The sequence below is a fragment of the Arthrobacter sunyaminii genome (genome assembly GCF_018866305.1).
GTDB classification, from domain to species: domain Bacteria; phylum Actinomycetota; class Actinomycetes; order Actinomycetales; family Micrococcaceae; genus Arthrobacter_B; species Arthrobacter_B sunyaminii.
Genome location: NZ_CP076456.1, coordinates 2,823,686 through 2,847,307 on the forward strand (window position 1 = coordinate 2,823,686; position 23,622 = coordinate 2,847,307).

24 protein-coding genes are annotated in these 23,622 nt (G+C 64.0%); 3 read left to right on the forward strand and 21 right to left on the reverse strand.

Features of this window, described 5'->3' with window-relative positions; all coding sequences use genetic code 11:
- Positions 1-526: 526 nt before the first annotated feature.
- The 8 genes from KG104_RS12700 to KG104_RS12735 all read right to left on the reverse strand — a co-directional run bounded on the left by KG104_RS12700 (position 527) and on the right by KG104_RS12735 (position 10,599).
- Entirely contained in the window at positions 527-2,314 is a 1,788-nt protein-coding gene (locus tag KG104_RS12700) for a DEAD/DEAH box helicase (RefSeq protein WP_207348031.1), read from the reverse strand.
- A complete protein-coding gene (locus tag KG104_RS12705) occupies positions 2,311-3,732 on the reverse strand; it encodes an MFS transporter (RefSeq protein WP_104052436.1) in 1,422 nt (473 codons plus the stop codon). The genes KG104_RS12700 and KG104_RS12705 overlap by 4 nt, the downstream gene beginning before the upstream one ends.
- A gap of 13 nt (positions 3,733-3,745) precedes the next feature.
- A complete protein-coding gene (locus tag KG104_RS12710; RefSeq protein WP_104052437.1) occupies positions 3,746-4,057 on the reverse strand; it encodes a DUF3039 domain-containing protein in 312 nt (103 codons plus the stop codon).
- A gap of 14 nt (positions 4,058-4,071) precedes the next feature.
- Complete coding sequence (locus KG104_RS12715; RefSeq protein WP_207348030.1) at positions 4,072-5,643, reverse strand: transporter; 1,572 nt, start codon at positions 5,641-5,643, stop codon at positions 4,072-4,074.
- Positions 5,625-6,419: an ABC transporter ATP-binding protein gene (locus KG104_RS12720; protein WP_104052439.1), complete on the reverse strand. Its 795-nt coding sequence runs from the start codon at positions 6,417-6,419 to the stop codon at positions 5,625-5,627. Before KG104_RS12720 ends, KG104_RS12715 begins: the two co-directional genes overlap by 19 nt.
- A gap of 224 nt (positions 6,420-6,643) precedes the next feature.
- A complete protein-coding gene (locus KG104_RS12725; protein ID WP_207348029.1) occupies positions 6,644-7,756 on the reverse strand; it encodes an NADH:flavin oxidoreductase/NADH oxidase in 1,113 nt (370 codons plus the stop codon).
- A gap of 10 nt (positions 7,757-7,766) precedes the next feature.
- Complete coding sequence (locus KG104_RS12730) at positions 7,767-8,729, reverse strand: co-chaperone YbbN (protein WP_207348028.1); 963 nt, start codon at positions 8,727-8,729, stop codon at positions 7,767-7,769.
- A 64-nt stretch (positions 8,730-8,793) separates the two neighbouring features.
- Positions 8,794-10,599 (reverse strand): DUF8094 domain-containing protein, encoded by a 1,806-nt coding sequence (locus KG104_RS12735; protein WP_207348027.1) that lies wholly within the window; start codon positions 10,597-10,599, stop codon positions 8,794-8,796.
- Between the two features lie 236 nt (positions 10,600-10,835).
- Here KG104_RS12735 and KG104_RS12740 point away from each other — a divergent pair, with 236 nt between their 5' ends.
- Positions 10,836-12,137 (forward strand): AI-2E family transporter, encoded by a 1,302-nt coding sequence (locus tag KG104_RS12740; protein ID WP_104052443.1) that lies wholly within the window; start codon positions 10,836-10,838, stop codon positions 12,135-12,137.
- A gap of 45 nt (positions 12,138-12,182) precedes the next feature.
- Here the strand turns inward: KG104_RS12740 and KG104_RS12745 are convergent, their stop codons facing one another.
- Positions 12,183-12,542: a hypothetical protein gene (locus KG104_RS12745; RefSeq protein ID WP_104052444.1), complete on the reverse strand. Its 360-nt coding sequence runs from the start codon at positions 12,540-12,542 to the stop codon at positions 12,183-12,185.
- A gap of 41 nt (positions 12,543-12,583) precedes the next feature.
- Between KG104_RS12745 and nucS the strand changes: the two genes are divergently transcribed.
- Together nucS and KG104_RS12755 are read left to right on the forward strand one after the other, a co-directional pair.
- Entirely contained in the window at positions 12,584-13,279 is a 696-nt protein-coding gene (gene nucS, locus KG104_RS12750; protein ID WP_104052445.1) for an endonuclease NucS, read from the forward strand.
- 361 nt (positions 13,280-13,640) lie between these two features.
- Positions 13,641-13,844: a cold-shock protein gene (locus KG104_RS12755; RefSeq protein WP_104052446.1), complete on the forward strand. Its 204-nt coding sequence runs from the start codon at positions 13,641-13,643 to the stop codon at positions 13,842-13,844.
- 128 nt (positions 13,845-13,972) lie between these two features.
- On the opposite strand, the gene murA is transcribed toward KG104_RS12755, so the two are convergent.
- The 12 genes from murA to KG104_RS12815 all read right to left on the reverse strand — a co-directional run bounded on the left by murA (position 13,973) and on the right by KG104_RS12815 (position 23,620).
- Positions 13,973-15,238: a UDP-N-acetylglucosamine 1-carboxyvinyltransferase gene (gene murA, locus KG104_RS12760; protein WP_104052447.1), complete on the reverse strand. Its 1,266-nt coding sequence runs from the start codon at positions 15,236-15,238 to the stop codon at positions 13,973-13,975.
- 37 nt (positions 15,239-15,275) lie between these two features.
- Positions 15,276-15,704: a DUF2550 domain-containing protein gene (locus KG104_RS12765; protein WP_104101234.1), complete on the reverse strand. Its 429-nt coding sequence runs from the start codon at positions 15,702-15,704 to the stop codon at positions 15,276-15,278.
- A 9-nt stretch (positions 15,705-15,713) separates the two neighbouring features.
- Positions 15,714-16,007: a F0F1 ATP synthase subunit epsilon gene (locus KG104_RS12770; protein WP_104052449.1), complete on the reverse strand. Its 294-nt coding sequence runs from the start codon at positions 16,005-16,007 to the stop codon at positions 15,714-15,716.
- A 5-nt stretch (positions 16,008-16,012) separates the two neighbouring features.
- Positions 16,013-17,476: a F0F1 ATP synthase subunit beta gene (atpD, locus tag KG104_RS12775; protein ID WP_104052450.1), complete on the reverse strand. Its 1,464-nt coding sequence runs from the start codon at positions 17,474-17,476 to the stop codon at positions 16,013-16,015.
- A gap of 72 nt (positions 17,477-17,548) precedes the next feature.
- Positions 17,549-18,442 carry a F0F1 ATP synthase subunit gamma gene (locus KG104_RS12780; RefSeq protein ID WP_104052451.1) on the reverse strand — a complete coding sequence of 298 codons (894 nt, stop codon included), beginning with the start codon at positions 18,440-18,442 and terminating at the stop codon, positions 17,549-17,551.
- Between the two features lie 100 nt (positions 18,443-18,542).
- The gene (gene atpA, locus KG104_RS12785) at positions 18,543-20,180 is read right to left on the reverse strand and encodes a F0F1 ATP synthase subunit alpha (RefSeq protein ID WP_104052452.1); all 1,638 of its coding nucleotides are present in this window, start codon (positions 20,178-20,180) and stop codon (positions 18,543-18,545) included.
- A gap of 102 nt (positions 20,181-20,282) precedes the next feature.
- The gene (locus tag KG104_RS12790; RefSeq protein ID WP_104052453.1) at positions 20,283-21,098 is read right to left on the reverse strand and encodes a F0F1 ATP synthase subunit delta; all 816 of its coding nucleotides are present in this window, start codon (positions 21,096-21,098) and stop codon (positions 20,283-20,285) included.
- A complete protein-coding gene (locus KG104_RS12795) occupies positions 21,098-21,646 on the reverse strand; it encodes a F0F1 ATP synthase subunit B (protein ID WP_104052454.1) in 549 nt (182 codons plus the stop codon). Before KG104_RS12795 ends, KG104_RS12790 begins: the two co-directional genes overlap by 1 nt.
- 42 nt (positions 21,647-21,688) lie before the next feature.
- Positions 21,689-21,898: an ATP synthase subunit c family protein gene (locus KG104_RS12800; protein ID WP_181032239.1), complete on the reverse strand. Its 210-nt coding sequence runs from the start codon at positions 21,896-21,898 to the stop codon at positions 21,689-21,691.
- Between the two features lie 85 nt (positions 21,899-21,983).
- Positions 21,984-22,790 (reverse strand): F0F1 ATP synthase subunit A, encoded by an 807-nt coding sequence (atpB, locus tag KG104_RS12805; RefSeq protein ID WP_104052456.1) that lies wholly within the window; start codon positions 22,788-22,790, stop codon positions 21,984-21,986.
- A 79-nt stretch (positions 22,791-22,869) separates the two neighbouring features.
- Positions 22,870-23,139: an AtpZ/AtpI family protein gene (locus KG104_RS12810; protein WP_237687161.1), complete on the reverse strand. Its 270-nt coding sequence runs from the start codon at positions 23,137-23,139 to the stop codon at positions 22,870-22,872.
- On the reverse strand, positions 23,132-23,620 hold the full coding sequence (locus KG104_RS12815) for a Cg1360 family ATP-synthase-associated protein (RefSeq protein ID WP_237687160.1): 489 nt from the start codon (positions 23,618-23,620) through the stop codon (positions 23,132-23,134). The genes KG104_RS12810 and KG104_RS12815 overlap by 8 nt, the downstream gene beginning before the upstream one ends.
- Positions 23,621-23,622 lie beyond the last annotated feature (2 nt).

A 23,622-nucleotide genomic window follows, 5' to 3' on the forward strand; every position in this document is an offset into this window, starting at 1 on the left:
CCCTAGAGACCCGCCAAGCTGCACACCAGATCCTCCGTACGGATCCTTCGTGCAGATCACGGGGCTTGCCGAAATCTCTCGTGCAGATCCCGGGCCCATAACGGCCAAATTCGCATGTTTACGCCCGTTATCTGCACCAAGGATCCGGCGCAAAGGGTCCGGTACGCACAAACGGTGATCTCAGCCGCTTGGAACCCGCCAGAGCTGCACAGTCGATGGTAGCCAGGGGGTCCTTTGTGCGGATCAGGGCCCCAAAGTCGCTCGACCGGTGCTTTGGACTCGCCGTCTGCCCTGATGCTCCGGGTTGAGACCTCTCTAGTACAGATAACGGGCCTAAACGTCCCCCATGAGCCCGTTATCTGCTCTACGGACGCGAGCCGGCCCCCCGCAAGCCCGTTATCTGTTCTACGGACACTAACCGTGGACCCGGGCCAGCCCGCACGGCGCCGGCGCCGGCACACAACAACGGCGGGTGCCGACTCCCGAAGGAACCGGCACCCGCCGTCGTTGTTCTGGTCCGTTTCAGCTATTTGCGCCCGATGAACCAGTCCTGCAGCTTCTTCAGCCGCTGGTTGAGCTGCTCCTCATTGGCCTGGGCCACGGGCGGTCCGCCGCAGATGCGGCGCAGCTCGCTGTGCACCACTCCGTGCGGCATACCGGAACGGGCAGACCAGGCGGAGACGTTCTTGGCCAGCTGGCCGCGCAGTTCGGTGAGCTGCCGGTGGTCCATGACCGCGGGAGCCGGTTCGGGCTCGGGTGCTGCAGCAGCCTTCCGGCCGCGGCGGGACAGCTGCTCATGCTGGCGCTGGCGCAGCAGCATTCCCACCTGGTCTGCGTCCAGCAGACCGGGGATGCCCAGGAAGTCCTGTTCCTCTTCGCTGCCCAGCTCTCCGCCGGTGCCGAATTCGCCGCCGTCGAACAGTACGCGGTCAAAGGACGCCTGGGATTCCAGTGCCTCGAACTTCTGTTTGGTGAGGGAGTCTGAAGCCTTTTCCTCGCGGTTGGCGGCCTCCATGAGGCTGTCCTCCAGCGCGAAACCTTCCTCTTCGAGGTGGTTCTCCGGGCGGTCCAGGGCGTGGTCGCGCTCCAGTTCCAGCTGGTTGGCCAGGGCCATCAGGTTAGGCACCGAGGGCAGGAATACAGACGCCGTCTCGCCGCGCTTACGGGCACGCACAAACCGGCCCACGGCCTGGGCAAAGAACAGCGGGGTTGCCGTGGAGGTGGCGTAGACGCCCACCGCCAGGCGCGGAACGTCCACGCCTTCGGACACCATGCGCACAGCCACCATCCAGCGCTGGTCTCCGGCGGAGAATTCATCAATCTTGTCCGAGGCCTTGGCATCATCGGAGAGGATGACCGTGGGAGACTCCCCCGTGATCTTCTTCAGCTGGCCCGCATAGGCACGCGCGTCGTCGTGGTCCGTTGCGATCACCAGCCCGCCGGCATCGGGCACTGCCCGGCGCACCTCGGAAAGCCTGCGGTCAGCGGCGGCCAGCACCGCAGGGATCCATTCACCCGTGGGGTTCAGCGCCGTGCGCCAGGCCTGGGCGGTGATGTCCTTGGTAACGGCGGCTTCGCCGAGGGAAGCGGCCATTTCATCACCGGCGCTGGTCCGCCAGCGCATGGTGCCGGAGTAGGCCATGAACATCACCGGACGCACCACGTGGTCCTTCAGCGCCTGCCCGTAGCCATAGGTGTAGTCCGCCTTGGACCGGCGGATCCCGTCGCGGTCCTTTTCGTACTCCACAAAGGGAATGGCCGCGGTGTCGGAGCGGAACGGCGTCCCGGTCAGGGACAGGCGCTTGACGGCCGGTTCAAAGGCCTCGCGGATTCCGTCACCCCAGGACAGGGCGTCGCCGCCGTGGTGAATCTCGTCCAGGATCACCAGGGTGCGGGCCGCTTCGGTCTTGGCACGGTGCAGCATGGGCTTGGAGGCCACCTGGGCGTAGGTCACTGCCACGCCGATGAAGCCGTCACCGTGGCGGCCGTCAGCATTCTTGAAGTTGGGGTCCAGGGCCAGGCCCACCTTCGCGGCGGCGTCGGCCCACTGGCGCTTGAGGTGGTCGGTGGGCGCGACGACGGTGATCCGCTTGACGATCCCGCGGTCCACCAGCTCGGTGGCCACGCGCAGGGCGAAGGTGGTCTTGCCTGCACCGGGGGTGGCGACGGCGAGGAAATCATCGGCGTCGGAGGCAAAAAACTTCTCCAGGGCTTCTGCCTGCCATTGGCGAAGCTTCGGGGCGGTGCCCCACGCGGCTCGCTCCGGGTAGGCGGGCGGCAGGGCCGGTCCGCCGAAGAGGGTATCTGGGCTCACGCTGTGAACGGCACCTTTCCTGTGTTCGGGGTAACAATTGCACTGCGGGCACCGGAGACAATCCCCAGGCACGCAAAAATGGCCAGGACAAGCCACATGACGCGGAAAACGCCGGCTTGTCCGGAAGCGGCGGGGTCCTGCAGGAGGGCGAAGAGAATTCCCGCCACTGTGGTTCCCGCAACGGCTCCGAGCTGGTCGGAAATCTGCAGGGACGCGGAATTGCGTCCCCGGTCCGCGGAAGTGGACAGAGCCAGCACCATCACGGAAGTGCTGGACAGGGCCAGGCCCATGGCTGCTCCCGCGAAGGACCACACCGCCACGATCACCCAGAAGGGCACCGACGGCGAGGCAAGCAGCCCGATTCCTCCCACGGCCGCGGCCAGCATGGTTGCGCCGATCACCAAAAGCCGGTGACGCCGCCCGCCGGCACGTGCCTGCAGGAAAGAACCCACAGCCCAGCCTACCGCTCCTGCGGTCAGGGCCAGTCCGGCAGTGGCGGGGTCCACACCGTGCGTGGCCAGCACCATCAACGGCAGGAAGGCCTCCGCTGCCACGAATCCGGCACTAAGCAGGCCGCGCGTGGCGACCACGCTGGGCAGCCCGCGGGACAGGCGCAGGGTGCCCGGCGGCAGCAGACGGCCCAGCGCGACGCCGGCCGCTCCTGCTCCCGCGGCAGCTGCGGCCCACAGCAGTACGGCGGCCGACGACGGCACTGCGGCCGCGCTGCCCGCCCACTGCGCGAGGAACACGGCAGCGGCCAGCACCGTGCCCCAGAGCGCGCGGCGGCGGCCTGCTGCTGCGTCCATTGCGGGGCTGGCGGGCGGACCCAGGCTGCGGATCCGCGGCCAGACCATCAGTCCGGCAACCAGCACAATGGGAATCACAGCGGCAAAAACCCACCGCCAGCTCACGTATTGCGCCAGCAGGCCCGCGGCCAGCGGACCCACCATGGAAGGCAGGATCCAGGCCGCCGCCAGCCAGCCAAAAATCACCGGTTGAAGTGCCGACGGATAGATCTCGCCGATGATCACGTAGACCGCCACGATCATGGCTCCCCCGCCGAGCCCGGACACCGCCCGGCCGGCGGTGACAATCCAGAATTCCCCGGCCAGGGCTGAGAGCACCAGCCCGGCGGTCATCAGCAGCATGCCCGCGGCAAGCGAGGGAAGCGGCCCCTCGCGGTCACACCTGCTGCCGGCCACCACGGTGCCCAGCAGCGAGGCGGTGAGGAACATCGAAAATGCCAGCCCGTAGCCGGCACCCGCCGAGAGTTCCGCTGCCACTACGGGCATCGCCGTCGTCACCGCCATCGCTTCGAAGGCGGAACAGGTGATGATCGCCAGAATGCCCAGGGTGAGGGCCCGGTACTCTGCGGACATTGCGCCGGCGGGCCGGCGCTGCGGAGCCGAACCGCTCATGGACGCACCGGAATTATTTTTTGCCGTCCTTGGGCGCGCTCAGCCCATCATAGATTTCCTTGCAGGTGGGGCACACGGGGAACTTTTTCGGGTCGCGGCCCGGGGTCCATACCTTGCCGCACAGCGCGATCACGGGTTCTCCCGAGAGCGCGGATTCCATGATTTTTTCCTTGCGGACGTAGTGGGCAAACCGCTCACTGTCGCCGGGTTCGGTGTACTCGCGCTGTTCTTCGCGCTCGATAACGGCGGTGGAACCGCCGCCGTCGTCGAGGCGGCGGGCAGGGTCGTTTTCGAAAGGATCGGGAGGAAGACTCATGGCTCCCATCTTAGTACCAGGGGTCATTTGTTCACGGATACCGCGGCCAGCAGCTCCGGGGCGCGGCGGTCCATCCAGCGGCCGCCGATCCGGATCCCGGCCAGCAGCAGCCCGACTCCGAGCACCACGCCGGCGGCCAGCGTGAGCCAGCCGAGCAGTGCACTGCCCGTCACGAGGGCGGCCACGGCCAATGCCAGCACCGGCAGCACGATCACCAGCTGAGCCAGCATGCCCAATCCCTGGACAAGGACGGTGCGCCCGCCGGAACCGGGCGGCGTCTTGAACGCGTTCTCTCCCGGCAGCGGCACGTTGTAGGTGTAGCGGGCGGACACCACGCTGGACAGGCCCAGACCGCTGAGCAGCACCCCCAGTGAAACACCCAGCAGCACCGGCAGCAGGTCCGTTTGCCCCAGCAGCACGCAGGGCAGCACGGTGGCCAGCAGCACCGTCGGCACGCCGAAGGCGGCACAGGCAAGGGCGCGGCCGGCGCGGTCAGCGGCGCCGGTAACCCCGGTGCTGATGTGCAGCGCAAAGGCGGTGTTGTCATACGCCACGTCGGCTGAGATCGCGAAGGCCAGGAGGAAAGCCACCAGCGGGCCGATGAGCAGCGGCACCACAGGAGTGCCGCCGGTGTTGTTCACGAACAGCAGCGCTACCACCAGCAGCGGAATGATGAGCAGGGAGGCGCCGTAGCGCGGATCCCTGATCCAGTAGGTCAGGGCCCTGGCCGCCACTGCACCGGTGGGGGTCCCCGGAAACAGTCCGAAGAAGCCCAGCTTGCCGCCCTTACGCCGGGCTCCGGCGTTGTACGGAGGCGTGACCAGCGCCCGGACGAGGAGGACTTTCCAGGCCCAGACCAGCAGGGCTAAAAAGACGACGGCGATGGCCAGCTTGGCGGCCGCGGTTCCCCACTGGCCCAGGGCAACGTCGCCGGGGACGGCCCAGGCAGCTCCAAGCGGGGTCCAGGACAGTGTGCCTGCCAGGGAAGGAAGGTACTCGCCTGCACCGCTGACACCCGAGCTGATCCCGCCAATAATCGGTCCCAGCAGCATCAGGGGAATGATGAGCAGAAGACCGGTGATGTCTTTGAACCGGCGGGAGGAAGCCAGCGAGGTACTCGCCGCCACGGTGACCCGGGCAGCAATGACACAGGTGAAAACCGCGATGATCGCGGTCAGGAGACCGGCCGCCACTGCGGCCGGAGAACGCCACCACACTGCCGCCGAGGCGAGTGCGGCCAGGACGGTGACCACGCCGGGAATCCCGATGAGACCGCCCAGTGCCAGGCCGGTTAGCAGCTTCGGCAGGGGCACGGCAAACGTAACGAAGCGCGCCGGGTCCAGGGTCAGGTCCACGCCGGTGGCAAGGATCGGGATCAGGGCCCAGCCCAGCACGGCAGCGGAACCTGCCAGCACTGTCACTGTCCGGGCCAGCTCGGGGTCGGTGGTGCTCAGAAAGAACAGCCCGGTCAAGAGCAACACCAGGACTGACAGACCGTACAGCGCCCCGAAGACAATCCCCACGATCTGCCAGGGGCTGCGGCGCAGGGAGTTGCGCAGCAGGGTCAGCTTAAGCCTTACGAGGTGCGCAACCACGGCAGTCCCTCCGAGTGGGTGCGTCCGCCGACGAGCTGCACGAACCGGTCTTCCAGGGATTCGCCGCCGCGGACCTCGTCCACGGTTCCGGCCGCCAGGAGGTTGCCGCCGGAAACCACAGCCACGTGGTCACACATGCGCTGGACCAGGTCCATCACGTGGCTGGAGACGATGACGGTGCCTCCGTTGGCAACATAGCCGGCGAGAATGTCTCGGATATTGGCGGCGGAGATGGGATCCACCGCTTCGAATGGCTCATCCAGCACCAGCAGCCGCGGCGCGTGGATCAGCGCCGATGCCAGCGCGATCTTCTTGGTCATCCCGGCGGAGTAGTCAACAACGAGGGTGCCGGCGTCATTGGCCAGGTCCATGGCTTCGAGCAGGTCCTGCACCCGTTCGGCCACGGTCGCGCGGTCCATGCCACGCAGCAGGCCGGCATACGTCACCAGCTGTTCGCCGGTGAGCCGGTCAAACAGCCGTACACCGTCCGGGAGCACTCCCATCAGGCGCTTGGCCTTCAGCGGCTCCGCCCAGACATCCGTGCCGTGCACCCACACCTGGCCATGCTCGGGCCGCAGCAATCCGGTTGCCATGGACAGCAGGGTGGTCTTGCCCGCACCGTTGGGGCCGACCAGTCCGAAGAAGGAACCCGCCGGAACGTCGAGGCTGATCCCGTTGACGGCAATTTTCTCGCCGAAACGCTTCGCCAGTCCCCGAATTGCCAGGGCGGGGGCAGCAGGAACGGCCGAGGTTTCCAGGGGCAGGGAATCGGTCATGTGAGCACCACTTTCGTCATGCCACCAACCTACCTCCGGGCTCCCGTCCACGGATCAGCCGCAAGGACCAGAATCACGCCGAGTCCGGGCGGCGAAACCCGCCTTCCGGAGTAGGGGGCCGAAACGAAGCCGCATCGCCGGGACAACCGAACCGGGAAAGGCGCCTTTTCTAGCCACGCGGATCGGATTGGACCTTCGGCCAAGCTAACCCAAGGGCTTGCAGGCTACGGCTGGCGGGCCCGTTCATACTGCGGGGCCCACGGCAGCTTGGCGTCCAGCGTGTCGGCAGCATGCAGCCACCAGTGCGGGTCGCTGAGCGCTGCCCGCGCAATAAGGACCGCGTCGGCACGTCCCTCGCGCAGCGTCTGCTCGGCTTCCGCCGCCGTGCGGATCAGGCCGACGGCGCCCGTGGGCACGCCTGCATGCTTCCGCACATACTCCGCAAACCCGGTTTGGTATCCCGGCGCCACCGGTATGGAAGCCCCCGGAACTGCCCCGCCGGTGGAAACGTCCACAAAGTCCACGCCCCGGTCACGGGCCTGGGCAGCCAGCCGGGCTGAGGTGTGCTCGTCCACACCGCCGGCGGTCCAGTCCGTGGCAGATATGCGCAGCAGCAGCGGCATGGATTCGGGGATGACCGCACGGACAGCGTCGATGACCTCTAAGGTGAGCCGGTTGCGGCCCTCCTCCGATCCGCCCCAGCCGTCGGTGCGGGTATTGACCAGCGGCGTCAGGAACTGGTGCAGCAGGTACCCGTGGGCGGCATGGATTTCAATGGTGTCGAAGCCCGCCTCAACGGACCGTTTGGCAGCGACGGCGAAGTCATCAATGACCTTGCGGATACCTGCCTCGTCCAAGGCCTCCGGTGCGGCATAGCGGCCAAACGGCTCGGCGGTGGGACCAACGGTGAGCCACCCGCCGTCGGCCTCCGGAACAGTGCCGCTGCCCTCAGCGAAGGGAGCGTAGGTGGACGCTTTGCGCCCCGCGTGGGCCAGCTGCACGCCGATCTTGGTGTCCGCGGCCCCGTATTTGTGCACAAAGCCGATGATCCGGCGCCAGGCGTCAACCTGTTCCCGGTTATAGATTCCAGTGTCCTGGGGGCTGATCCGGCCCTCGGGACTGACCGCTGTGGCTTCCGTGACAATCAGAGCCGCTCCACCGGCGGCAAAGGAGCCCAGATGCATCAGATGCCAGTCATTCGGCACTCCGGGGGCGTTGACCTCGTCGGCGGAGTACTGGCACATGGCGGCAACCCAGCCGCGGTGTGCCAGCTCAAGGCCCCGGAGGGTCAGTGGATCAAACAGGCCGTGGAACTGGTGTGCTGCCGCATCGGTCATGCCGGCGGGCCTAGAAGAGTGCCCGGGCCAGGGCGGAACGCGCCTTGGTCACCCGCGGATCGGTGGTGCCCACCACTTCGAACAAATCCAGCAGCCGCAGCCTGGCCCGCTCACGGTCTTCGCCGAAGACCCGGGAGATCAGGCGCACCACACGGGTGAAGGCATCTTCAACGTGGCCGCCGGAGACATCCAAGTCAGCGACCGCCAGCTGGGCGTCGACGTCGTTGGGGTTCTCCGCGGCATCGGTGCGAAGCTTCTCCGCGTCAACCCCCTTGAGCCGGGCCATCAGCTCCACCTGGGCGAGCCCGGCCTTGGCTTCGGCGTCGGCAGGCTGCTCGGCCAGCGCTTTGCGGTAGGCCGCGGCAGCGCCGTCGTAGTCTCCTTCAACAATGGCGTCGTAGGCTTCCTGGTGCAGCGGCGGCAGGGGTGCATCCTCGGCAGCTTCAGCGCCTCCGTCCTCATTCAGGGATCCGGTGACACCGTTGGCCGCGGCGACCTGGAGCAGCTCGGCAACGAGGGCGCGGATCTGTTCCTCGGGCACTTCACGGTCAAAGAGCGGTACCGGCTGGCCCTTGAGGACCGCAGCGACCGTGGGCACTGCCACGGCCTGGAATGCCTGGGCAATCTGGGGATGCTGATCCACGTCAACCCGTGCCAGCAGCAGCTTTCCGTCCTGCTCCGCCACGATGTTCTGCAGCACCGCGCTGACCTGCTGCGACTCCGGGCTGCGGGCCGAGTAGAGGTCAATAATCACCGGCACCTGCGCGGAGAGCTGAACCACCTGGGGGAAGGACTGCTCGGTCACCTCCACGATGTACGGGCTGGCCCCGCCCGCAGCGGCTGCCGGTTCGCCCGAAGCACCGGCGGGTGCCGGCGGCGCAGACGCCTTGGCTTTTAGCGCGGACAGGTCAACGGCTCCCCGCAGATTCATCGAGGAAGGGGCCGGTGCGGGGCGGTGGTTCGGAGTGCTCATGGCTTCACCTTATTACGCGGACTCGGGTCACCGGCACCCCGGTTACCCCTGACAGAGGGTAGGGCTACTTGAGGGTGGCGGACAGCAGTTCCTGGACGGCGCCAATGACCTGAATCTGGTCCGTGCTGCCGGCGGGCGGAACGTACAGCATGACGCCCTCGCCGTACTTCACATCGATTCCGGCCTCCGTGCTCGTTTCGCCTGTCAGCTTCTCGTAGACGGTGCCCTCCAGATTGATCGAGTCACCCACTTCCCGCGGAACGCTCGCATAGCTGCTGTCCATGTACCCGAAGACGATGGCGCCACCGTCCGCGGTCCTCAGCGCCCGGGTGTCGGCCGGCACGGATGTGTGCTTGAACGTAATATCGGCAAACTCGTTATCCGGGCTGGACAGGACGGTCTTCTGGAACTTGGTGACGGCCTCGGCGAAGGTGTTGGCTGCAAACGTGTCCTTGTTTGCGCCTTCGGGGTTGGTCAGGGCGTCCGCCAGGCCGTCGACGGCGGCCTGCGGGGCAATGTCGAGTCCGTCAGCTGAGCCTGCCGGAGCCGGATTTACTCCGGTGCCGTTGGCAGGACGCTTGGGGAAGGTGGTGCCGGGCAGCATTTTGATGGCCGAAACCAGCTTGTAGTTCTGGCGGGCCGATTCCTGCACAAGGAGCAGCGCCTGCGGAACTTCGTTGTCCGGACCCTGGGTGACCGCCACGATGCTGCGCGGGAACTCAGTTCCGCCCATGATCAGGTCCGTCATCAGCGGTTCCGCGACAACCGGCTCCGGTGCGTCAGTTTCCGGCACCTTCGCTGCGGTGGCGTAATTGGCCTCGCGCAGGCTTGCGGCGCTTCCGGCGGCGCGGGTGGCGAGCAGCTTTGCATCCTTTGCCGCATCGGCTTCGGTCACGGTGGATGCGACTTCGGAGAGGATCCGTTCCAGCTGGGAATCCAGCACCACGGGCGGCGTGGCTTCGCTGCCGGATTCTGCTGCGGGGCTCGTGGATTCTGCTGCAGGGCTTGCAGTGAGCGGAAGCGCTGCCAGTGCCGCAGCCGGTGCGCCAAAGCTCAGGCCGGCGGCAATGACGGTGCCCAGAGCCGCCGCAGGACCGCGGCGCCTGAGGGCGGGAAGGATACCGAAGGCCTGCGTACTGCCCGCAGGTCCCGCTTTGGAATCCTTGGCGGGTACGACGGCGGGGTCCCCGGTGCCGCCGGTTGCCGGATGGGCGCCCGACGGTGTGGCCTGCTTGGCCGGTTCCGAAGAGGAAGGTCCGTTCCCGCCGGAGCGGCGGCCGCTGTTGCCCCGGCCGGTCATGAAGGTCAGCGCCAGGCCCAGAACGGCGACAAGGGCGCCCAGGACGATCAGGGGGACGGCAAACGGAGTGGAATCATCGTTGGCGAAAGTAACCGAGACAGCCGAAGGGGCAGCTGCGGTCCCGTCCGTGGCCAGCAGGATCTGCCAGTCCCCGGCGGCGGGCGGCTCCCAGCCGAAGGTCAGCTCATCCTCGATTTCCTGTTCGGAGACCCACAGGTCGGATCCGGCAGGGTTGGGAACAGTGTCAGTGCCGTCCGTTACCTCGGAGGTGAGCGACTCGCCGTCGGCACCGATGCGCAGCACGGAGGCGTCCCCCACCCAGGCGTCGACGTCGTCGGCCCGGCCTACGGCCATCAGGAACGGCCCGTCCGCAGAGACGGTCACATCCACCCCGTCGGAGTGCTGGGTGAGGACGTCCGAGCTGATGACGGTCAGCGGCGCTTCCTGGTCTTGGGACGGTGCTGCCGCCGTAACGGTGCTGGGCGGGGCCCAGACGGTGCGCTGCCCGATGCCGATGAGCATCAGCAGCACTCCGATGACGATCAGCGGAACTGCAAATTTGTTTCGCACAACTTACCTATCTTCAGTCTCGGTGCAAGTGCCTCACGTATAGGCAGGCGAACGGGACGTGGAGCCTCTTGAATGTCAGGGCGGTAGCCGGGTTTATAACCCAATGGTAACGAAATCCTCTGGCAGGACACATTCGAAGCCCGCCGCCGCGTGCGCGCACCCCGCCGCCGGGGCTCCGGGACTGATAATGTGGCGCTTCGTACCGGGGCGTTCGCTAAATCTAGGAGACCTGCACAATGGCCGAGAACCAGGACCTGCCGGCTGACGGATCCCGTCCTATTTCCGGACAGGCCGGGGGCACGAATTCTCCGTCAGGCAAGCGCCCCGGTTTTCTGTCCGCCGCCTCCGAACGGATCCGGCACGCGGCGCCCCGCGGTATTCCCGGAGCCCGTCCGCGGCGCCGGTTCGAGTTTCCGCCGGAGACTGCGGCGGAGGGAACAGCGCCGGCCGGTCCCGAGCAACCCGTCGAGGCCGGCAGCAGCGGCGATGATTCCCCCACCCGCATGAGCAGCCATCCCATCCATTTCGGCTTCATGTTTTCCGTGGGCGTGGGAATTGCCCTTCTCTGCTATTTCATCCTGACCAACGTCGGTGAACTCCTGGTATGGATCGGAGCCGCACTCTTCATAGCGCTGGGACTGGACCCCATAGTGCGCTGGCTGGCGGCCCGGAGGATACCCCGGCCGGCCGGAATTGCCATCACTGTCCTGGGCCTGGCCGGAATCATTATGGGCTTCTTCGCGACCCTGATTCCCACCATCGTGCGGCAGACCACGGAGATCATCAACAATGCCCCCGGCTATGTGGACACCTTTCTGGAATCGGATTTCTTCGTCAACATTGAAGAACAGTTCCATGTGCGGGAGAGGATCGAAGAAGAGGTCAATAAGTTCTTCAGCAACGCGGACGCGCTGGGCGGGGTCTTCGGCGGCGTGCTTTCGGTGGGCACGGTTATTGCCAACGGCCTTTTCGGTGCGCTGATTATCCTGGTGCTGACCCTGTACTTCCTCTCCTCCCTGCCGTCCATGAAGTTGTGGGCGTACCGTCTGGCACCCAAGAGCCGGCGCCGCCGCGTCGAAGCCCTCTCCGAGGAAATCAGCGGCAGTGTGGGCAACTACGTGATCGGCCAGGGGCTGGTCGCCCTGCTGGACGCCACCTATGCCTTCATTGTCATGAGCATCACCGGGGTGCCGTTCTCCGTTCTGCTCGCCTTTGTGGTGGCACTGCTGGCCTTTATTCCACTGGTGGGCCCGCCCATCGCGCTGGTGCTGGTATCCCTCGTAGCCCTTACCGTCAGCTGGCAGACCGCCGTGGTCTTTGCACTGTTCTACGTGGCGTACCTGCAGTTCGAGGCGTACTTCGTATCCCCGCGCATCATGCAGCGTGCCGTCGCAGTGCCCGGAGCCGTGGCCGTCATCGCCGTCATCGCCGGCGGAACCCTGCTGGGCGTCCTGGGCGCCCTGATTGCCATTCCCACCGCAGCAGCCGTGCTGCTGCTGCTCAAGGAAGTCTTTATTTCCCGCCAGGACCAGCGCTAGCAGCTGGCTACGGGACGCTCAGCGGTGCCCGACGGCGGCAGCCGCTCAGCGCCGCCGGCCGCCGGTTCTGCGCGTGCGCCAGCAGCGCTCATGCCAGTGCCGGCGGTCCGCGACGGCGGTTTCACGGCCCAGAAGCGAGTCCTCCTGCCACACCACGAGGTGCGGGATTCCGGGCGGAATGGTGATGCCGCACCCGGGGCATTTGTACTCTTTTGCCGCATTGCGGGCCGTGATTTGCCGCACTGACCATTCACCGTCGGGCGCGCTTTCCCGATGCGGTATTCCGGCGCGGGTGCGTTCCAGGTCCAGCTCCGCGGCAGGCGTTGCCCATTTGCTCCGGGCACTGCGGCCCAAGTTGGCGTTGGCTGCGCCGGGCGGGCGGCGGGGACGGTTGGAACGGGGCATATAAGTTATTTTGCCTCAAGCAGAGCCGGTAAAGTGCAACTGTGCGTTTAGTAATAGCCCGCTGCTCTGTTGACTACATCGGCCGCCTCCGTGCCCATCTTCCGCTCGCCGTCCGTCTGCTGATGGTGAAAGCCGACGGTTCCGTCCTGATCCACTCCGACGGCGGCTCCTACAAACCCCTGAACTGGATGAGCCCTCCGGCCACCCTCCGGGTCACCGCTCCCTCGGATGACGACGCCGAAACAGGCGTCATCGAAACGTGGAACGTCCAAAGTGCCAAGACAGACGACAAACTCGTCATCAGCATCTATGAACGCTTCTCCGAGACATCCCATGACCTCGGTGTGGATCCGGGCCTCATCAAGGACGGCGTGGAGGCTGACCTGCAGCGGCTGCTGGCCGAGCAGATCACCAAGCTCGGCGAGGGCTTCACGCTGATCCGCCGGGAGTACATGACAGCCATCGGACCGGTGGACATCCTGGCCCGGGACGCCTCCGGCACCACGGTTGCCGTGGAACTCAAGCGCCGCGGGGATATCGACGGCGTTGAACAGCTCACGCGCTACCTTGAGCTGCTCAACCGGGATCCGCTTCTGGCTCCGGTCAAGGGCGTGTTCGCCGCGCAGCAGATCAAGCCGCAGGCACGGGTGCTCGCAAACGACCGCGGTATCGAGTGCCTCACCCTGGACTATGACGCCATGCGCGGTGTGGACGATTCGGAATCGCGCCTCTTTTAGCTTGGCGGAGACCGGGTCCCGCAGACCGGACATTGCACCTGAAATCAGCCCGGTTATCCCCAAGACATAACGCCGCCGGAAGTTCATACGGGCCGGATCAACCGCGCTAAGAAGTGCGGGCAAAACACTCTCGAAAATACTCGTAAATATTTTGCCCGAATTCGTTGACCAGCCTTTGGGTGTGTGTAATCCTATAACCAGTCTTTGTGTAGGTGTTATTCATGCTCGCAAGACCGTTGCGAGCGTGAAGCTCCTCAAGGAACTGCTGAATGGCAAGGATCTTGAGCCTTCCCGTTTCAGTAACAATGAGGCCGCCGCGGGGTGTGGCGGTCTGAAGTTCCACTTATGAGGAGAAACAAAAATGGCACAGGGTACCGTCAAATGGTTTAACGCTGAAAAGGGCTTCGGCTTCATCACTCCCGATGATGCAGACGGCGACGTCTTTGTTCACTACTCTGAAATTCAGACCGGTGGCTTCAAGACTCTCGATGAGAACCAGCGCGTTGAGTTTGAAATCGGCCAGGGCGCCAAGGGCCCCCAGGCTACCGGCGTCACCGCCCTCTAAGCTTCACCAAAAAACTTAGTAACCAGAAAGTCCCCGGCATCTGCCGGGGACTTTCTTGGTTTCCAGGGGGAAATCCCTGCCGCTGCGTACCGGAGGGATTTCCCGAGCCGGCGGGATTTGCTCGGGTGTCAGCTGCGCCGGCGAATGACCTGCGCGCCCAGCCCGCGAAGATTCTCCATGAATTTTTCGTATCCGCGGTCAATGTGGTCCACTCCGCGGACCTCGGTGGTGCCTTCAGCGGCCAGCCCGGCTATGACGAGGGCAGCACCGGCCCGGATGTCATTGGCTTCGACGGGTGCCCCGGACAGTCGGGGAACCCCCTGGATCAGGGCGTGATGCCCGTCCAGCCGGATGACGGCACCCAGCCGCGCGAGCTCCGAGGTGAATCCCCAGCGGGCCTCGAAGACATTCTCCGTGACCATTCCGGAACCGGTGGAAACGGCATTCATGGCCACAACGAAGGGCTGCAGGTCGGTCGGAAAACCCGGATACGGCAGGGTGGAGACGTTGATGGGCTCCGGGCGTCCGTTGCCTTTGACGGTAAAGCTGTCCTCCCCCACCGTGACGGTGCAACCGGCCTGCGAGAGCTTGTCCAGCACCACGGTCAGCGCGGAGGCGTCCGCGTCGCGCACTTCGATGCAGCCGCCGGTGATAGCCGCTGCGAAGGCCCACGTTCCGGCAACGATCCGGTCCGGCACCACCCGGTGCACCACCGGTTCCAGCCGCTCAACCCCCTCGATCACCAAGGTGTTGGTGCCGATGCCGGAAATTCGGGCGCCCATTTCGTTGAGCATGAGTGCAATGTCCGTGATTTCAGGTTCGCGTGCCGCGTTGTCGATGACGGTGGTTCCCGCGGCGAGGGTCGCAGCCATCATCAGGTTCTCGGTAGCCCCCACGGACGGAAAGTCCAGCAGATGGCGGGCTCCGATCAGGCCGTCCGGCACAGAGGCCACGAGGTACCCGTGGTCAATGGTGATGGTGGTTCCCATCAGCTCAAGGCCGGCTCGGTGCATGTCCAGCCCGCGGGAGCCAATGGCGTCACCGCCGGGCAGTGCCACTTCGGCTTGGCGGCAGCGGGCAACCAGCGGGCCGAGGACCGAGATGGAGGCCCGCATGGCGCGCACCAGGTCATAGTCCGCCTGGTGCAGGGGCAGTTCCGGAACGTCGATGGAGACGGCGGCCGCTTCGACGTCGTAATCGACGGAGCAGCCCAGCCGGCGCAGCAGCTCGGCCATGATCCAGACATCCTGGATGTTGGGAACGTTGGTGATCGTGGAGCATCCCTGCGCCAACAGCGTTGCCGCCATCAGTTTCAGGACACTGTTTTTAGCTCCGGGGACGCTGACCGCTCCGTTGAGCGTGGCCGGTCCGGTAACAACAATGACGTCTTCCATTCCTCAATACTAAGGCGGTTGACGGTTGCTGATTTCCTTAGCGCCAGGTCCCGATGCCAATGACAGGGCCGGCTTCAAGCCACGAGGACAGGCCTGTGTAAACCTCATACTTCATGGCCACGAGGAATTCCGTGCCCTGGTATTCCAGTGTGACGATGATGGCGCCCGGCTGGATGCGGGCGCGCTCAGCCTCCGTGGGCTGCCGCCAGCTTCCTATCTCCAGCGAGCTGCGCAGGAACCGATGCGGCGGCCGCGGGCTGAGCGAGATAAGGCGCAGCCATTCCAGATGGGTGTCCGTATAACGACAAACCCCCATCTGCCACCCGCGGGGCGGAAAGCAGATGGAGGCGTCAAAAGTACCCAGGGCGCGCCGCAGCTGACTGCGGCGCACCCCGAACAGAACTACTGCCAGTACCAGCAGGAACAGGAGCCCTGCCAGCGCAATGAACAAATAAGAGCTGCTCATTGGGAAGGGTCAGCGAGTCCCAGCGTTGGCTGCGTCGTTCATCTGAGCGTTGTCAGCGACAATCACTACGCGGTTGCTGTCGACGGAGAAGAAACCACCGTCAACGTTCACCGTGAAGCGGGCACCGGAGACCGGCTCGATGGCCATTTCGCCCTCGGCCAGAATGGCCAGCAGCGGGGTGTGGCCGGGAAGAATCCCGACGTCGCCCTCACTGGTGCGTGCCTTGACCATCTTTGCCGCGCCGGACCACACGAAGTGGTCCGCTGCGACAATCTCAACTTCGAGTTCAGCAGTGTTCGCCATAGGGCTTACTTCCCGGTCTGCTCTTGGATCTTCGCCCAGTTGGCCATGACATCGTCCATGCTGCCGACGTTGAAGAAGGCCTGCTCGGCGATGTGGTCCACGTCGCCGTCGCAGATGGCCTTGAAGCCCTCAATGGTTTCCTTGATGGAGACCGTGGAGCCCTCGACGCCGGTGAACTGCTTGGCGGTGTAGGTGTTCTGCGACAGGAACTGCTGGATGCGGCGTGCACGTGCCACAACAATCTTGTCCTCTTCGCCGAGCTCGTCGATGCCGAGGATGGCGATGATGTCCTGCAGTTCCTTGTTCTTCTGGAGGATCTGCTTGACGCGGACTGCCGTGTCGTAGTGCAGCTGGCCCACGTACTGCGGGTCGAGGATGCGCGACGTTGAGGTCAGCGGATCCACGGCCGGGTACAGACCGCGCGAGGCGATTTCACGGGAAAGTTCCGTGGTGGCGTCCAGGTGCGCGAACGTGGTGGCCGGGGCCGGGTCGGTGTAGTCATCAGCAGGCACGTAGATGGCCTGCATCGACGTGATGGAGTGACCCTTGGTGGACGTGATGCGCTCCTGCAGGAGACCCATCTCGTCGGCCAGGTTCGGCTGGTAGCCCACAGCGGACGGCATGCGGCCCAGAAGCGTTGAAACCTCGGAACCTGCCTGCGTGAAGCGGAAGATGTTGTCGATGAAGAGCAGCACGTCCTGGTTCTGCACATCGCGGAAGTACTCCGCCATGGTCAGGCCGGACAGGGCCACGCGCAGACGCGTTCCCGGCGGCTCATCCATCTGGCCGAATACAAGGGCGGTGTCCTTGAGGACGCCTGCCTCTTCCATTTCAACCCAGAGGTCGTTGCCTTCACGGGTACGCTCGCCAACACCGGCGAATACCGAGGTACCACCGAAGTTGCGGGCCACACGGGTGATCATTTCCTGGATCAGCACGGTCTTGCCGACGCCGGCGCCGCCGAACAGGCCGATCTTTCCACCCTTGATGTACGGGGTGAGAAGGTCGATCACCTTGATGCCGGTTTCCAGCATCTCGGTGGAGCCTTCGAGGTCCGCGAAGTTCGGAGCCTTGCGGTGGATGGGCCAGCGCTCGGTGATCTCCAGCTGATCTTCAGCGACATCCAGGGGCTTGCCCAGGACGTTGAAGATGTGGCCCTTGACGCCGTCGCCTACGGGGACGGAGATCGGTGCGCCGGTGTCCTTGACGGCTGCGCCGCGGACCAGGCCGTCGGTGGCCTGCATGGAGATGGCGCGCACGAGGTTGTCGCCGAGGTGCTGGGACGTTTCGAACGTGATGGTCTTGGTCTCACCGTTGAGCGTCAGCTCGGTGGTGAGGGCGTTGTAGATGGTGGGGATTGCGTCAGCCGGGAATTCGACGTCGACAACCGGGCCGATGACACGGGCGATACGGCCGGTGGCACCCGAGGCTACGGAATCAGATCCGTGCTCGACAGTTTGGGCAGTCATCTCTCTCACTTCACTCAGTTAGATGGCGTGTGGACTAAGTTTGCTTTGGTGGAACGGGTCCTGGAGCCGGGGCTAGGACGCGCTGAGCGCGTCGGCACCGGCAACAATTTCGGACAGTTCCTGGGTGATCTCGGCCTGACGGGCGTTATTGCGAAGTCGCGTGTACTTCTTAATAAGGTCGGAGGCGTTGTCCCCTGCGGACTTCATTGCGCGCTGGCGGGCTGCGAGCTCGGAAGCGGCTGCCTGAAGCATGGCTGCGAAGATGCGCGACTCGATGTAGCGCGGCAGCAGTGCGTCAAGAACCTTTTCGGGCTCCGGCTCGTACTCGTACAGAGGCAGCAGCTCAGTCTCGGACTGTGCTTCTTCCTCAACAACCTCCAGCGGCAGCAGGCGGATCACCGTGGGTTCCTGAACAACCATCGACTTGAAGCGCGTGTAGACAATGTGGATTTCATCCACGCCGCCGTCTTCGTAGTCTGTGTTGAAGTCATCAAGAAGGGCCCTGCCGATTTCGCGGGCCGTTTCGAAGTCAGGTGCGTCGGTGTTTCCGGTCCAGACACGTGCGGATTCCCGGTCACGGAAATCGTAGTACGCCTGTGCCTTACGTCCCACCAGGTAGGTCTTGACCTCTTTGCCCTCTTCACGGAGCAATTCGACCAAGGATTCGCTCTGCTTGAGCACACTGGCGGAGTACGAACCAGCAAGACCGCGGTCGGAGGTCATAACCACCATGGCTGCCCGGCGGATCTGCTCCGGCTCGGTAGTCAGCGGGTGATCGATTTCCGACTGGGACGCCACAGCAGAAACGGCACGGGTGATCGCATTGGAGTACGGCAATGACGCAGCCACACGGGTGCGTGCCTTTCCAATGCGAGAGGCAGCAATCAGCTCCATCGCCTTGAAGATCTTCTGCATCGACGTCGTCGAAGCGATCTTCTGACGGTAGACCCGAATTTGGGCTCCCATACTTTTCCTTTCAGTTCCTAGCGTTTGAACTAGGGGCTAAGGCATAGGCCAGGTGTTCCGCGTCCGGGCCGTGCGGCCCGGACGCGGAACACCTAAGCCGCTAGCGCTTCTGCTTGACGATCTTTTCCTGGTCAACAGCGTCTTCGCCCAAGGCGGCGTACTCTTCGTGGCCGGCGGCAACCATGTGGTTGTCGCCCTCCCCGAAGAAGCCTTCCTTGAAGGAGACAACGCGCTTCTTGAGTTCCTCCACAGTGGAGTCCTCAAGCTTGCCCGTCTGTGCCAGGGTGGTCAGGACGGACGTGCTGTGCTTCAGGTGGTCGATGAACTCGCCTTCGAAGCGGAGCACGTCTTCCACGGGAACATCGTCCAGGTAGCCGTTGGTGCCGGCCCAGATCGAAACAACCTGTTCCTCAACCGGGTACGGAGCGTACTGACCCTGCTTGAGGAGTTCCATCAGCCGCGCACCGCGGGTGAGCTGCTGGCGGGTGGCTGCGTCCAGGTCCGAAGCGAACATGGAGAACGCCTGCATGTCGCGGTACTGGGCCAGTTCCAGCTTCAAAGTACCGGAAACCTTCTTCATGGCCTTCTGCTGTGCAGCACCACCGACGCGCGAGACGGAAATACCGACGTCGACGGCGGGGCGCTGGTTGGCGTTGAAGAGGTCCGACTGAAGGAAGATCTGACCATCGGTGATGGAGATGACGTTGGTCGGGATGTAAGCCGAGACGTCGTTTGCCTTGGTTTCGATGATCGGCAGGCCGGTCATCGATCCTGCACCGAGCTCGTCGGAGAGCTTGGCGCAACGCTCCAGCAGGCGGGAGTGCAAGTAGAAGACGTCACCGGGGTACGCTTCGCGTCCCGGCGGGCGGCGCAGCAGCAGCGACACGGCACGGTAGGCTTCAGCCTGCTTGGAGAGATCATCAAAGATGATCAGGACGTGCTTGCCGCCGTACATCCAGTGCTGGCCGATGGCCGAACCGGCGTACGGTGCCAGGTACTTGAAGCCTGCGGGGTCGGATGCCGGGGAGGCCACGATGGTGGTGTACTCCATGGCGCCGGCCTCTTCGAGGGTGCGCTTGATCTCAGCAACCGTGGACGCCTTCTGGCCGATGGCTACGTAAATGCAGCGCACCTGCTTCTGGACGTCGCCGGATTCCCAGTTGGCCTTCTGGTTGAGGATGGCGTCAACAGCAATGGCGGTCTTACCCGTCTTGCGGTCACCAATGATCAGCTGGCGCTGGCCGCGGCCGATCGGGATCATGGCGTCGATTGCCTTGAGGCCGGTCTGAAGCGGTTCGTGAACCGACTTGCGCTGGGTTACGCCGGGTGCCTGGAGTTCCAGTGCACGGCGTGCCTCGGCCTGGATGGGGCCCATGTCATCCATGGGCTCGCCCAGCGGGTCGACAACGCGGCCCAGGAAGGCATCGCCCACGGGTACGGACAGGACTTCACCGGTGCGGTGAACTTCCTGGCCTTCTTCGATCCCGGCGAAATCGCCGAGTACAACGACACCGATTTCACGGGTGTCAAGGTTCTGGGCCAGGCCCAGTGTGCCGTCCTCGAACCGAAGCAGCTCGTTTGCCATGACGGAGGGCAGGCCCTCCACACGGGCAATGCCGTCGCTGGCGGTTGTTACGCGGCCAACTTCAACGCGCTCTGCGTTTCCGGGTTCGTAGGACGCCGCGAATTCGTTCAACGCATTACGGACGTCGTCGGCGTTGATGGTCAATTCGGCCATCTGCAGTCCCTGCTCTCCTGTGTTGTGATCATCGCTTGGTGCCGATGACCGTGATTAATTCTCAAATGATCTTGAACTGGTCTCAACCGTCCCGCGGGACGGCTAGACCGCGAGCTTCCGACGGAGGTCGGACAGACGGGAAACTACTGATGAATCCAGTATCTCGTCCCCCACTGCGATCCGCACGCCGCCGATCAGTGACGGGTCAACGTCGGCGTTGATCTTCAACTCACGGCCGTAGAGTCCATTAAGAGAGGACTGCAGACGCGAAAGCTGCTCTTGGGTCAACGGACGGGCGGCCCGAACCTCGGCGATCCAGCGCTTCTGGCGCCCGGCAACGAGCTCCAGGAAGCGTGCCACCAGGGCACTGGGCTTCAGGCCACGCGGATGCGTGACCGCCTGGCGGATCAGTACGAGTGCCGCAGGGCTGGCCCCGGGCACAATCTTCTCGGCCAGCGTAATCTTCGCTTCAGGCGAGGCCTGCGGCTCGGACAGTGCACGCTGGAGTTCGTGGCTGGAAGCCACCACCCGGTTGAACCGGATGAGATCGTCTTCCAGTGCATCGAGGCCGACAAGCCCTGATCCCCTGTTTTCTGCCGTTGCCGAAACAACAGTGGCAGCCAGTTCCTCGAGCGCATCACCCAAGTCACGCGGAGACCGCCAACGCGAGGAGACCAGATTGGCTGCAATGGCTTCAGCGTCGGCTGAAACCTTTCCGCCTACCAGCTGTGAAACCAGCGCCGCCTTGGCATCGCTTTCACGGGCGGGATCGGTCAGCGCACGCCGGACACCGGCGCTGCTGTCGAGAACGCCCAGGATTCCAAAGAGTTCCTCTGCCAGCGACAGGGACGCAAACGGAAGCTTGGCTTCCAGCTGCTGCCGTGCCGCGGCGAGTGATTCGCTCGATACTCCTGCCATTACCTAGCTGCACCTGCGTTCTCGTTTTCCAGTTCCCCAAGGAAACGGTCAACCACGCGGGCAGCGCGGGCGTCATCCTCGAGCGTCTCGCCGATGATGCGTCCGGCCAGCTCGGTTGCCAGGGTGCCAACCTCAGCACGGAGCGACGTTACGGCCGCCTGCCGTTCTGCGGCAATCTGCACCTGGGCCTGCTCGGTGATCCGAGCGGATTCAGCAGCAGCTTTAGCCTTCAGGTCCGCAAGAATCTGAGCGCCTTCGGCGCGTGCTTCCTCACGGATGGCGTTGGCTTCTGCCCGGGCATCTGAAAGCTGTGCCTTGTACTCCACCAGCGCTGCGCTGGCCTCGGCCTGGGCCTTCTCCGCTTTGGCAATGTTGCCTTCAATGGCTTCAGTGCGCTCCGCGTACGTCTTTTCGAAGCCCGGAACCACAAACTTGACGACGATGAACATCAGTATGGCGAAACTGATTCCCGTCACCAGGATTTCCCAGACGTTGGGAATCAGGGGGTTGGCGCCCTCAGAGGCTGCCAACATAATTACCTGATCCATAATGCACCCGTCCTATCTGCTTGGTGGGTCAGTCGGTTCGGACTAGACAATGAACGCGAGAACCAGACCAAGAATAGCGAGTGCTTCGGTCAGTGCCAGGCCAAGGAAGGCGATGGGCTGAAGGACGCGCTGTGCCTCCGGCTGGCGTGCAACGCCGCTGATGTAAGCGAAGAAGACGAGACCCACACCGATGGCGCCGCCGATTGCGGAGAGACCATAGCCGATTGCGTTGAGGCTACCTGCGATTTCCATGTTGATTTTTCCTTTCAAGATGCCCTGAGGGCAGGTTGCTTGGGGTTTCCCCGAAGGGGAAGTTTAGTTATCCCGGAGGGGAAGCTTAGTGATCGTCTGCCAGTGCGCCCTGGATGTAGATGGCGGTAAGCAGGGTGAAAACGTAGGCCTGGAGCACCATGATCAGTGCTTCAAGCATGTACATGGCGATGCCGCCAACCAGCACCAGGACAGACGAGGCCTGGAGGATGATGTTGTCCTGGAGAACCAGGAGGTATTCAATGCCGGCGCCGGCAAGCATGACAATCAAGTGCCCGGACATCATGGTGGCGAACAAACGCAGGCTGTGCGTGATCGGCCGGACCAGGAAATTGGAGATGATCTCAATGGGAACCAGAACGGGGAGGATGTACCACGGCACGCCCGAGGGCACTGTGGCCTTCACGAAGTACTTCATTCCGTGCTTCTTGATGCCAACACCGATCCATGTGAAGTACACGATCGCGGCCAGCAGGTAAGCACCGCCCGGGTGGGAGAAGCTCGGCAACTGAATGAACGGAATGGCACCGTAAATGTTGTTGACGATGATGAAGAAGAACAGCGCGAAGAGGAAGGGGACGAACTTGAGGAAGTCCCGCTCGCCGATCACATCCTTGGCGATGCCGTTGCGGACGAATCCGTAACCGAATTCACCCAGGAACTGCAGGCGTCCCGGCACCAGCTGTCCCTTCCGGGAAGCTCGAACAAAGATAACGGCAATGATGATGACCGAGAGGACGACCAGCAGCATCTGCTTGCCGACACCGGTGCCGTAGTCCGCGCCCCACGGGAAAATCTCAGGGAGGTGCATTTCTTCAATGGCCGGCGGAACGAATCCACCTTCATTAGTGGCCGGGAGTGCAAGCGCGATCAACGCGTTTCCTCTCTGCTGTGTCCTTCATCGGGCGTGTGAATCGGGGCAATACTGGTTGCCCGCTCTAAAAACTGTGGCATTACTGTTCGGCTTCTTCACGGTTGTGGGCTGGATGGCCGACGCTGGCTTTCGCAGGTTTGCTTCCGGTCAGGCCGTGGACTTTGGTCAGATAGAATCCGGCGGCTGCTCCAAAAAGGATACCGACGAGCACCAACCACTGAGTCTCGAACAGATTGTCCAAAAACCACCCTATCAAACCCCAGGCGACGATCCCGCCAATGATGTAGCTGAAGACGCGCATGCCGGAGTCGTACGTGTTTTCGGGATCGTAATCAGGCTTTTCAGGCATCCATTTTCCCTTTGACTGATGTTTCTTCCCCCGCATTGTCGTCGTACAGCTGGAAACGAATCCGGGAGAAGGCACGGATTTCCGCAACCTGCCATACCACCACGGTCAGAAGCGCAGCGGTAAAGAACCACGTTGCCTCAAGCCAGGCCGGCCTGCCGATCAGAAGCAGCACCGCAGCAAAAACAGCCACTTTGACGATGTAGATGAGCGCAAACATGGCCATCGCGCCGTGCGGGTTGTCCCGGCCCACCACATGGACAATCAGCAGGCTGACGCCGCTGAAAGCAATGACGAGGGCCCAGCCAAACAGCACGCTGCCGACACCTGCGGTCCCGTCTGCGACCAGGGACGCAACGATAAGGACTGCGGCAACCAGGCCGGTCCACATCATCGCGGTGCGGAAGATGCGCAGCCACGGATTCAGGGTGGGCCCTGAAGCGACAAGGGGACGTCCAGTCTGGGCACCGTCTGCGGGGCTCATAA